Below are 8,769 nucleotides of genomic sequence, written 5' to 3' on the forward strand. Positions count from 1 at the left end.
CAAAAGATCGCAGCCTGCGGCAGCCCCTACAGGGTGAACGTCAATCCCATGTAGGAGCTGCCGCAGATTGCGATCTTTTGATCTGTTTTCAGCCCAGTTTCTGCGCCAGTACCGCAATGTGCTCCGGCCCGATCCCACAGCAACCACCCAGATGGCTAGCGCCCCGCTGCTGCCAGTCAATCGCCCAGTGCAAGTACCCCGGCGGATCCAGATCCTCGCGCAGCGGATCAAGTCCGTCATTGGCCGTAGCTTCTTTTGGCTGCGGCGGAAACGCATTGGCGTAAGCACCAATGTTTATCTTCACCCCCAGGCGCTCGAAGGTTTCACGCGCTGCATCAATCGCGGCACCGATCACTTCCGGCTGACTGCAATTGAACAGCAACGTCTCGACGCCCAATTCAGCCGCCACCGCCGCCGCTTCGGCGACTGGCTCACCAGAGCGCAGGCGCGGCACTTCATCAGTGTCTTCGTCCTTCAAGGTGAACGACAACCAGAACGGTTTGCCATCCTTCGGCAATCCCGCGTGAATGGCTCGCGCCTCGATGATCGAGCTTTGGGTTTCCGCCAGCCACAGATCAACGTGCGGTGTCAGGCCATTGACCAAGGGCGTCAGCAACTCGGTTACTCGTGCGGCCTCGAACAGATCCGGACGATAGGAGCCGAACAGCGGCGGCAATGAGCCGGCCACCCGCACGGATTTCCCCGAGGCTTGCACCGCACGTCGCGCCAGTTCACCGGCCAACGCCGCCAGTGCCTGCCCTTCAGCGGCGAAGCGTTCCTCACCAATATGGAACGGCACCACGGCATAACTGTTGGTGGTAATCACATTGGCGCCACTGGCGATATAAGCGGCATGTACCGCCTCAACCGCTTGCGGCGCCTCGCTCAACGCCAGCGCCGACCACTCCGGCTGGCGAAATGGCGCACCGGCGCGCTGCAATTCACGGCCCATGCCGCCATCGAGAATAATCGTGCTGCCTGCGCCCATATGCTTTTCACTCATATGCTTATGAAAATAACTCACTATCAGAGTCGTTCTTATAACTATTTAATACGCACCATTCCGTTAAAAACAACCTCTTTTTTACCCAGGGATCGACTGTGAAATTTAAACCGCTACTGGCCCTGGGCCTGACCATTCTGGCCGCCTCCACGCAAGCCTTTGCTGGCACGACGCTGGATCGTATCGAGCAGAAAAAAGAGCTGGTCGGTGTGCTGATGGAAAGCTATCCACCGTTCTCGTTTCTCAACGACCAGAATCAGCTTGATGGCTTCGACGTTGATGTCGCCAAAGCCGTGGCGGACAAGTTAGGCGTCAAGCTGCGACTCGAAACGCCGTCGTGGGACGTCATTGCCGCCGGCCGCTGGAGCGGGCGCTACGATATCTGCATCTGCTCGATGACGCCGAGCAAGGCCCGCGCCGAGGTATTCGATTTCCCGGTCGAGTACTACGCTTCGCCGGCGGTGATCGTGGTCAATGCCAAGGATGAGCGGATCCACGATGCCAAGGATCTGAGCGGCAAAAAAGTCGGCCTCACCAGCGCGTCCAGTTACGAAAGCTATCTGAACAAGAACCTGGTCATCGAAGGCGCCGAAGATACGCAACTGCAGTACCCGTTCGAAGATGTGCAGATCGCGCCGTACGATACCGATAACGTCGCCTTCCAGGACTTGGGCCTGGGCGCCGGCGTGCGCCTGGATGCAATCCTCACCAACCTCGTCACCGCGCAGCCACGCCTGAACCAGGACAAACGCTTCAAACTGGCCGGCGCGCCGCTGTATTCGGAGCCGAACTCGGTGGCCATCGAAAAGGGTGACGCGCAATGGGATGCCAAAGTGCGCGAGGTGTTCGCGCAACTGAAACAGGACGGCACCCTGAGCAAGCTTTCGCAAAAATGGATCGGCGCTGATATCAGCCAATGACTTCTTTCCCGACACCGCCACAGCCACCGCAACCGGTGGCTGAATCACGCCTGCAACGGATGTTCGGTTTTCGTACGCGGCTGTACCTGACCTGGGCAACGCTGTTCTGCCTGTTCGCCGGGTTCTTCCTGAGCTTCGACCTGAAGTTCTCGATCATCCTCGACAAACTGCCCAATCTGGTCGGCCTGCACCTGGCGCCCAACGGCTTCTTGCAGGGTGCAGCGCTGACGCTGTTCCTATGCGTGTGCTCGATTGTCGCTTCGTCCCTGCTGGGCTTCATCACGGCATTGGCACGCCTGTCGAAAAGTGCCGTGGCGTTCGGCATCGCCAGTTTTTACACCTCGTTCTTTCGCGGCACGCCACTGCTCATCCAGATCCTGCTGATCTACCTCGGCTTGCCGCAACTGGGCATCGTGCCTGGCGCCATCGTCGCGGGCATCATTGCCTTGTCGCTGAACTACGGCGCCTATCTCAGCGAAATCTTCCGCGCCGGCATCCTCGGTGTCGACCACGGCCAGCGCGAAGCTTCGCTGGCACTGGGTATGCGCGAGACGGTGATTTTCTGGCGCATCACCCTGCCGCAAGCCATGCGCACGATCATCCCGCCCACCACCAACCAGTTCATCTCGATGCTCAAGGACTCGTCACTGATCTCGGTGATGGGCGTCTGGGAAGTGATGTTTCTCGCCCAGTCCTATGGACGCTCAAGCTACCGCTACATCGAAATGCTGACGACGGCGGCGATCATCTACTGGCTGATGTCGATCGGGCTGGAGTTGATTCAGGCGCGCATGGAGCGGCATTACGGCAAGGCTTACGTGCGGCGGAGCTAGGGGGATCGGCACCTTGCGGGTTGCGTCGGGTTTTAATGGGGCTCTCGGCGTACCCGCACAACGCCCATTTTCAGGCCAAACAATCGGAATATTGAGTCCAACGACCTCAACGTCTGATTACCCTCAGCGTGCTCTATGTGTATCAACGTGCGGACCGAAATTTTGCACATCTTAGCGAATTGGATTTGATGCAGCCCTGTCACCTCAACTCGTAAACGGCGGACGGCTTCGCTGATTTCCAATGTCCCGTCGGCCAGCGCCTCTTGAATGCTTTCGATGAGCGCCATGCGTTCGAGAACTGTCATTACCATTTTCCTCTCCAATCTTCGAGCGCCGCATAAGGCTCAATAAACATTAATGGCGCGGGGATTCATTGATGTGAGTGCTTCGGCGTTTGAATCAAAACTTACCGCACCTAATGAGAGAAGCAGGCAAAAAAACTGCAACAAAATGCAGAAATTAATATATTTCAGCGCTGAAGATGCAAAACAATGCAGATCAACCACCGACATCATTCTGTAAAAACCCTTCGCTATACAGGACGGCCCGCTTATAACAAAAAGGCCGTCCGACCATGCCGTTCCCGCCCCAGCGTCTGTCCCTTGCCATTGCTCTGTTGATCGCTGCCACGGCAGCCCACGGCAAAACCGTGCAGATCGACACCGCCACCACGGCAGCACAAACGCTGGGTGGCAGCGACACGTTGACGATTTCCGCGCCGGGCAGCATCACCAACAGCGGCAAGGCCGTGAGCCTGAAAGACAAGACCAGCGGTGCCGGTGTGGTGATCGACAACGCCGGCAAAATCGTTTCCAGCGGTGGCCGGGCCATCGACAGCAGTGGCGACCTGACCCAGGCGCGCAACTACACGATTTACAACCGCAGCGGCGGGCAGATTCGCGGTGCCAACGACGCGTTGCGTATCGACAGCAACTTTGTCAGCGGCAGCCTGTTGATCGACAACAGCGGCGTGATTCGCTCCACCACCGGCCAGGGACTGGATCTCGATGCGCTGCGCAGTGACGGCGTGAAGACCACCATTATCAACCGCGTCGGCGGGCTGATTCGCGGCGACGCCAGCGACGGCATGAAGACCGGCGCGAATGCGACGATCAGCAACTATGGCGAGATTTCGTCCGGCGATTCGCACAATGCCGACGGGAAATTCGACGGCATCGATATCGATTCCGCGAGCGGCGTCAGTGTGACCAACTACGGGGTGATTTCCGGTGGCCGCCATGGCATCACCACCGATCTTGGCGCGACGCTGATCAACTACGGGCAGATCACCGGCCGCAATGGTTCCGGCTTCGGTTCCGACGGCGATGGCACGGTGATTAACCACGGCACCATCACTGGCGCTTACTCAGGCTTGCAAGCGAACGGTGACGGCGACGGCGTGGACATCGACAAGATCGCCCACATCGAAAACTACGGGACCATTCAAGGCGTCGGTGCCGGCGGTGTCGACAAGGGCGGTTTCGCCAATGGCAGCGAAGGTATCGCGCTGGGTGGCGGTTACATTCTCAACGCCAGCAACGCTTTGATCAGCGGCGCCGACAGCGCCATTCTGGTCGACGATGGCAGCGGCGGCTCGGGGCTGGCGGCGACCACTCTGGAAAACTTCGGCACCATTCAAGGCCTCAACGGTTTCGGCGTGAAGCTCGTCGGCGAGTTCGCCGACAACGTCATCAACGGCGGCACGATCAGTGGCAGCAATGGCCTGGCGCTGGATCTGGGCGGCGGTAACGACAGTCTGACCCTGCGCAACGGCAGTCGCTTTGTCGGCGTGGTGGATGGCGGCAGCGGTTACGACCGGGTGGTGATGGACGATGCGGCCGGTGGCAGCTTCGGCGCCAGTCGTAACTTCGAATGGCTGGAGGTCGAACAAGGTGCGTGGACACTCACAGGCAGCGGCGACTTCAGCGACGGCGGTGCAGTGCGCAACGGCGCAACACTGATCAATCAGGGCAGCATCGCCGGTAACCTGACCGTGGATGCCGGCGGTGTGTATGCCGGTGGCGGTTCGGTGGGCAGCCTCACTGTCAACGGCACATTGCGCACCGACACCGGACTCGGTCGCGCAACCATCGTTCGCGATTTGAACATGGGCAGCGCAGCCACCCTCGCCTACGGCGTCAACGCCGATGGCAGCAGCGCACCGGTACAAGTCGGCGGCATCGCCAATCTCAATGGCGCAACGCTCGCGGTCAATCCCGGTAGCGGCACGTATCCCTGGCAGAGCCACTACACCGTGCTGCAAGCGGCGCAGGTCAACGGCACCTTCGGCAAGGTCAGCAGCGACTATGCATTCCTGACGCCGACCCTTGCCTACACGCCTACCCAAGTTGACCTGACCTACACTCGCAACGACGTGGCTTTCAATGAGTTTGCCACGACCGGCAACGGCACAAACGCCGCCAACAGCCTCGCCTCAATCGGCAAAAACAGTGCGCTGTACAACGCCTTGCTCAATACCAGCCAAAGCAGCGCCGGCGCAGCAATCGAGCAACTGGCCGGCGCCAGCAACGCCAACCTGACCAACGCCACCCTCAGCGCCAGCAGTCAGGTCGGCAGCAGCATGCTCTCGGCGATGCAGCAAATGGGCGGCAGCCCGGGACTGCTGGTCGGCCTCGATCAACGCGACACGCCCGTGCTGGCGGCCAACGGCGTGCCGACCGAGGCGCGCAACCTGAATGATCCGAACGCTCACGGCCGGCTCTGGCTGCAAGGCATCGGCGGCTACGGCAAGCTCGATGGCGAACACGGCAGCAGTGGTCTGGAACAACGCACCAAGGGCAGCGTGCTGGGCGCCGACTGGTCACTGAATCCAGCGTGGCGCCTGGGCGTACTGGGCGGTTATTCGAAAACCGATCTGGACGCGACCGGCGTCGACGGCAACGTCGAGAGCTGGCACGCCGGCGTCTACGCGCTGCACCAGAACGGCCCGATCGCTTTGCGCCTCGGCGCGGCGTACAGCGGCCATCAGGGCGAAAGCAAACGCACCATCGCCTTCAATGGTTTCAGCGACCGCCCGAAAGGCGATTACGACGCCGATAGCCAGCAAGCCTTCGCCGAACTCGGCTATGCCATGGGCAGCGGCCGCCTCAGCGCCGAGCCCTTCGCCAGCCTCGGTTATCAGCGCTACCACCGCGACAGCTATAAGGAAAAAGGCGGCGCCGCCGCGCTGCAAGTCGACAGCCAGACCCAGGACAACTTCAGCAGCACCTTCGGCCTGCGCCTGGCGCACTTGAGCAGCCTCGACAACGGCATGAGCGTGACCCCGCGCATGGCTGCTGGCTGGAAACACACTTACGGCGATGTCGGCGGCTCGACGCGTCAGGCGTTTGTGACTGGCGGCACGGCGTTCAGTGTCGATGGTAGCTCGCTGGATCGCGACAGCCTGGTGCTGGAAGCCGGGCTGGATGTGGGGATTTCTGCGCGGCACACGCTGGGTGTGGGATACAGCGGTGAGATCGGCAGCAACAGCCGCAATCACGGGTTGATCGGGCAGTGGCAGATGAGTTTTTGAGGTTGAACAGGCGGCGCGGTCTTGATTGGTTGTAGGAAAAAGAGCCGCTGCAGCCGAGCAAAACTCCGGGTTCCAGATCACACGGTCATTTTCTACAAAACGATGCGATGTCGCCTGCAAGCCTGCGGGAAGCAGCCGACATCGGATTTTCGGGTGCATCAATAGAGTTGGGTCTCCTTTCAAAAAAGGCCCTACCTAATGCCCCTTCAACACACTTTCAAACCAAAACACTTGGCTTTGGCCATTTCGCTGGCGCTGGCTTGTGTAGAGCTTGCCAACGCTCAGCAATCCTCTGAAGTCGCTGATTCAACCGCAGTCGTGAATGCCAATGAATTGCCCGAAACCAACGCTAAAGAAATGGCACTTGAACGACTCAAGGGATTTCTCACCGACCCAAGTACGGTACCCATCGCTTTTAAAACCCCTGAAGAAACGTTTAAAGGTACCGCTGTAAACGATCTGATCACACTCACGGACGGCGCAAGCTTTACCGGCCTGCTGGATGGTGGCGCAGGAGATAACGTCCTGTTCCTGGATGCAGCGGCAGGCGGCGAGCTGAAAGACACGCGTAATTTCAACGGCCTGCTCCTCAGCCGGGGCGACTGGACTCTGAGTTCCAAGGGTGACTTCAAGGACGGCGTGCTGGTCAACAGCGGTACCGCTTTGACCAACCTGGGGGGCATCAAGGGCGATGTCTATGTCGAAAGAGGTGGCAGCTTTGCAGGTAAAGGCGCTGTGGGCAGTCTGGAGGTCGCCGGCCTGCTCTCCGTCAATGGGGCACTCGGCAGTCCGCGCGTGAAAGGCGACTTGCGCTTGTCCCCAACCGCCGAGCTGGCTTATGAGGTCACGCCCAGTGGCAGTCAAACGATCAAGGTCGATGGCACTGCCAGGCTGGAAGGTGCAACCCTGAACGTCGTTGCCGTTCCAGGGGAGTATCCGCAAAGTCGCCAGTACAAAATCATCGAAGCCGGCAAGGTAGAAGGCGAATTCGGCAAGGTCCTTAACAACCTCGCCTTTATGACCGCCACACCTCAGTACAACAAAAAATCCGTCGGGCTGACTTATGCCCGTAACGGTGAGCCGCTTGCGAGCGTTGCCACGACAGACAACGGTCGTGCAGTTGCCGACAGCATTGTCGAACCACAAACGCCTGCGCCATTCGCGACGCCAACGCCAACGCCAACGCCATTGACGGCTTCCGCATCAGTTCCAGTTCCAGTTCCAGTTCCGCCATCGGCGTCGACGCTCGTTGCAGAGTCCGTCCCATCGTCAATGCAGGACGAACCTCTTACTGCGCAAGTTAACGAGTCCGCCGAACAGCCCGCTCCTGCGCCACTAAAACCTGCAAACGCGGCAGTCGCCGCACTGCTGACCAGCGACAAAACCACCGCCCCCGTCGCCATCGAACAACTCGCCGCCGGCAGCAACGCCAATCTCGCCAAAGCCACGCTAAGCAGTATCACTCCGGTGAGCGCGAGCATGCTCTCGGCCATGCAGCAACTGAATAGCCGTTACGGTTCTGCCTACGGTTCCGGCAACTCACCGCGTCAGGCCGCCGGCGGCGCCGATTCCGGGCGGGTGTGGATTCAGGCGCTCGGCCATGGCGGCAAGGTTGACCGCGAGTTCGACAGCACCCTGAAACACGCGACCCAAGGCCTGGTCATGGGCGCCGACTGGCGGCTCGATGAGCAATGGCATATCGGCCTGGTCGGTGGTAAATCGCAAACCAGACTCGACGCTCGGCAATACGATGGCGACCTCGACAGCTGGCACCTCGGCGCCTACGCCGTGCGCCAGGACGGACCGTTCTCACTGCGTCTCGGGGCGACCTATGCCAGCCATGACGGCCACAGCAAGCGGCGAGTGGCCTTCAACGGCTTCAGCGATCGTCTCAAGGGCAACTATGACGCCAACACCCAGCAAGCCTTTGCCGAACTGGCGGTCAATGTTGGCCGGCACAACGCGACGCTCGAACCGTTCGCCAGCCTCGGCTATCAGCGCTATCAGCGCGACAGCTACAGCGAAAAAGGTGGGGATGCAGCGCTGAAAGTCTTTGGGCAAACCCGCGACAACCTCAGCAGCACCTTCGGCCTGCGCACGGCAAAAATCACTCGGCTGGATAACGGCATGACGCTGACGCCGCGATTCAGTGCCGGTTGGAAACACACCTTTGGCGAGATCGAAAGCGACACCCGCCAACAACTGGTCAAGGGTGGCAAGCGGTTTGAGGTTGCCGGTGCCGCGCTGGATCGCAACAGCCTGTCGGTGGATGCCGGCCTCGATCTTGGGCTGTCAGCCAATCACTCCGTCGGCGTTGGTCTTACCGGTGAAATGGCCACTGACAGCCGCACTCACGGCGTGATGGGCCAATGGCGCATGGCGTTTTAACTGACACAACATTTTCTGTAGGAGTTGCCGAAGGCTGCGATCTTTTGATCTTTGTTTTTATTAACCCAAAACAACATCAAAAGATCGCAGCCT

Annotated in this window: 6 protein-coding genes; 4 read left to right on the plus strand and 2 right to left on the minus strand. The window is 59.8% G+C overall.

The annotated features are described in order from the left end of the window. Positions 1 to 88: 88 nt before the first annotated feature. Complete coding sequence (locus PMI23_RS19705; RefSeq protein ID WP_007912087.1) at positions 89 to 988, minus strand: homocysteine S-methyltransferase family protein; 900 nt, start codon at positions 986 to 988, stop codon at positions 89 to 91. A 113-nt stretch (positions 989 to 1,101) separates the two neighbouring features. Here PMI23_RS19705 and PMI23_RS19710 point away from each other — a divergent pair, with 113 nt between their 5' ends. Beyond that, entirely contained in the window at positions 1,102 to 1,923 is an 822-nt protein-coding gene (locus PMI23_RS19710; protein ID WP_007912086.1) for an ABC transporter substrate-binding protein, read from the plus strand. Further along, positions 1,920 to 2,756 (plus strand): amino acid ABC transporter permease, encoded by an 837-nt coding sequence (locus tag PMI23_RS19715; RefSeq protein ID WP_007912085.1) that lies wholly within the window; start codon positions 1,920 to 1,922, stop codon positions 2,754 to 2,756. The genes PMI23_RS19710 and PMI23_RS19715 overlap by 4 nt, the downstream gene beginning before the upstream one ends. Positions 2,757 to 2,788: 32 nt before the next feature. Here the strand turns inward: PMI23_RS19715 and PMI23_RS19720 are convergent, their stop codons facing one another. Next, positions 2,789 to 3,067, minus strand: coding sequence for a helix-turn-helix domain-containing protein (locus PMI23_RS19720; RefSeq protein ID WP_007912084.1), 279 nt, complete (start codon positions 3,065 to 3,067; stop codon positions 2,789 to 2,791). A 263-nt stretch (positions 3,068 to 3,330) separates the two neighbouring features. Here PMI23_RS19720 and PMI23_RS19725 point away from each other — a divergent pair, with 263 nt between their 5' ends. Both PMI23_RS19725 and PMI23_RS19730 read left to right on the plus strand, forming a co-directional pair. After that, on the plus strand, positions 3,331 to 6,288 hold the full coding sequence (locus PMI23_RS19725) for an autotransporter outer membrane beta-barrel domain-containing protein (protein ID WP_007912082.1): 2,958 nt from the start codon (positions 3,331 to 3,333) through the stop codon (positions 6,286 to 6,288). 198 nt (positions 6,289 to 6,486) lie between these two features. Then, entirely contained in the window at positions 6,487 to 8,676 is a 2,190-nt protein-coding gene (locus tag PMI23_RS19730) for an autotransporter outer membrane beta-barrel domain-containing protein (protein ID WP_007912078.1), read from the plus strand. Positions 8,677 to 8,769: the final 93 nt, after the last annotated feature.

It is taken from the genome of Pseudomonas sp. GM24 (assembly GCF_000282235.1).
GTDB lineage: Bacteria > Pseudomonadota > Gammaproteobacteria > Pseudomonadales > Pseudomonadaceae > Aquipseudomonas.

What these genes read in the sequence shown, in the direction of transcription:
- PMI23_RS19705 (WP_007912087.1), bottom strand. Translation starts at nt 988, where the DNA reads ATGGGCGCAGGCAGCACGATTATTCTCGATGGCGGCATGGGCCGTGAA.
- PMI23_RS19715 (WP_007912085.1), top strand. Translation starts at nt 1,920, where the DNA reads ATGACTTCTTTCCCGACACCGCCACAGCCACCGCAACCGGTGGCTGAA.
- PMI23_RS19720 (WP_007912084.1), bottom strand. Translation starts at nt 3,067, where the DNA reads ATGGTAATGACAGTTCTCGAACGCATGGCGCTCATCGAAAGCATTCAA.
- PMI23_RS19725 (WP_007912082.1), top strand. Translation starts at nt 3,331, where the DNA reads ATGCCGTTCCCGCCCCAGCGTCTGTCCCTTGCCATTGCTCTGTTGATC.
- PMI23_RS19730 (WP_007912078.1), top strand. Translation starts at nt 6,487, where the DNA reads ATGCCCCTTCAACACACTTTCAAACCAAAACACTTGGCTTTGGCCATT.